This is a genomic window from Candidatus Megaera venefica, assembly GCF_034554655.1.
In the GTDB taxonomy this organism is placed as follows: Bacteria; Pseudomonadota; Alphaproteobacteria; order Rickettsiales; family Rickettsiaceae; genus Megaera_A; species Megaera_A venefica.
Map to the genome: position 1 here is coordinate 1 of NZ_JARJFB010000206.1, position 2419 is coordinate 2419.

The window sequence follows — 2419 nt, forward strand, 5'->3', positions numbered from 1 at the left end:
TCTAGTGCTCTGCAAGCCTTATGGGATATAGAGTTTTCTCTTATGTTACATTTACGCAGGAATGTGGTTAATACCCTATGAAGAACAACATAATGAAAATTTTGTCGGTGGTTCGATATTAGCTATTGAAGAGAGCAAAGAACTAAATGAACTTTCAAGTCAAAATAATGAGTTTTCCCAAAATCAGAATGAAGAGTTGTTGCAGAGTAATTATGGTGTACTATTGAGTGGAAATAATATGAAAATTTCACCTGAATACAGCTAAGGATCTAATACAGGTGATGTCAAGATTTTATCATCTAAGCTTGACATCACTTCTAATTACCACAATATTATTAAGCAAATTTTTGGCAATATGGGCAAATCAGGTTACTGAGGAGGTGTGGGGTGAATGAAATCTTGATCACAACTTCCTCAAAAAAATTGCAAAAGTTCCTAACTCAGCTACACGGCACTCTGAAACATCAGGAGCATTATTGCCAGACTTACTTTATCAATCCAAAATGCCATGAAGAACAAGAGTGAGAATGTTATTGGTCAGCTACATAAACTCTCATCGTTTGTGCAAAGCAAAAACTTCAAAACTCATGAGCAAATGACCAAAATATTGAAAGATACAGCAGATCCACAACCAAGTTATCCAGCAGCAGAAACATCTTGAGATGGAAAAAGATATCAGTGGTTATGGTATGTAGAGAGCATGGTATTAAGACTTTATCTTGTCTTTTATTATCGGAATTATATTGCAAAAAGCGCTGTTTTTATGATACTATCCTACAAAAAGTTCTATATATTAGCCAAATGAATAATTTATCAGTCAAGAAGTTCGATTTTTCAGAAGCGGTAGTTTCTAATAAGTCGCTTAAGAAAACAATTCATAATATGTGTGCTTCTGGTCATTTGCGTAAGATTGCCTCAAGACTTTATACACCTAATTTCAAAGATTCTCCTGCTTCCATAGTCAAGAGAAATCTATGGCAAATTGTAGGGCAATATTTTCCATCAGCAATTTTGGCATATCGCACCGCAATTGAAAATAAGCCAGCACCTGATGGTAACATATATATAACTTCTAATAAAACCCGTAAAGTGAATTTGCCAGGAAACATTACCATTTGCCCTCAAAAAGGTAGTCCGCCGCTTGATTCAGATATGCCATTTTTGAATAGGCTTTACATTCCTTCTTTATCACGAGCTTTACTTGAAAACCTCAAGCCAAGTCGTTCTAGAAACAACCTAACTCCTAAGAGTTTATCAGTAGGAGAAATAGAAGGGCGCTTATTTGATATATTGATCAAGAATGGGGATTTAAATTTCATCAGAGATCAAGCAATACTTATAGCGTCAAGCCTTGAGCTGACAAAAGAACTAGTAAAGCTAGAACGCATTATTGGAACACTTCTAGGTACAAAGTCTTATAATTTAGAATCAAAGATAGGTCAAGCTATTAAAGAGTTAGCTCCGTTTGATCAGAAACGTGCTGATCTATTCTTACGGTTTCACCAATATTTACGAAATTTAGCTCCTTTTTCAAGATTAAGTAATATGAGTGCAGCTGAATGGCAAAACTTATCATTTTTTGAGGGCTACTTTTCTAATTTTATTGAAGGCACTGAGTTTGACTTAGAAGAAGCAAGGGAAATTACTTTTGATGGTAAAATACCATTTGATCGCCCAGAAGATGCTCATGATATAGTAGGTACTTACCAAGTAGTTTCATCGATAGATGAGATGTCTAAAGTACCCAAAAGCTTTGAAGAGTTTATATTTTTGCTAAAAAGCCGCCATGCTACAATCATGGAAGGTAGACCATCTCATATGCCCGGAGAATTCAAAAAACAAATCAACAGAGCTGGCAATACTCTATTTGTACCACCAGAACTTGTAGTGGGGACATTAAAGAGTGGATTTGAACTTTATCAATCGATCGAATGCCCATTTTACCGCGCAGTATTTATCAAATTTATTGTTGCTGAGGTACATCCATTCTCAGATGGTAATGGGAGATTGTCTAGGGTAATGATGAATGCTGAATTAGTAGCAAATGGTGAGATAAAAATCATTATTCCTACTGTATATCGTAGTAATTACCTATCTTCTTTAAAGGCCATAAGTCAAAATGGAATCTTAGAGCCTATAGTTAGAGTCTTAGATTTTGCACAAAAATATACACGTTACATAGATTGGTATGACTTTAATAGAGCAAAAATTATGCTCACTGAATCTAATGCATTTGAAGATTCTATACAAGCTGATGAAAAGGGTATTAAATTAAAAATAATAACATAGATGTAGTGCTAAATTTCAACGCCATAATTTTTGTTATGGAAAGTAAAGAACAAAGTCTCTCCGTCAAAACTCTAAATTTTTGATATAATTTCAAGAATTTCAAAAATAAATCACCGCACATTCATTTTTT

At 34.3% G+C, this 2419-nt stretch carries 3 protein-coding genes; all 3 read left to right on the forward strand.

Annotated features, from left to right (window positions below; translation table 11 throughout):
- Positions 1-61: 61 nt before the first annotated feature.
- The 3 genes from Megvenef_RS08900 to Megvenef_RS08910 all read left to right on the forward strand — a co-directional run bounded on the left by Megvenef_RS08900 (position 62) and on the right by Megvenef_RS08910 (position 2289).
- Positions 62-265, forward strand: a complete 204-nt coding sequence (locus Megvenef_RS08900) for a hypothetical protein (protein WP_322777574.1) — start codon at positions 62-64, stop codon at positions 263-265.
- A gap of 243 nt (positions 266-508) precedes the next feature.
- Positions 509-661 carry a hypothetical protein gene (locus Megvenef_RS08905; RefSeq protein ID WP_322777575.1) on the forward strand — a complete coding sequence of 51 codons (153 nt, stop codon included), beginning with the start codon at positions 509-511 and terminating at the stop codon, positions 659-661.
- Between the two features lie 140 nt (positions 662-801).
- On the forward strand, positions 802-2289 hold the full coding sequence (locus Megvenef_RS08910; protein ID WP_322777576.1) for a Fic family protein: 1488 nt from the start codon (positions 802-804) through the stop codon (positions 2287-2289).
- Positions 2290-2419: the final 130 nt, after the last annotated feature.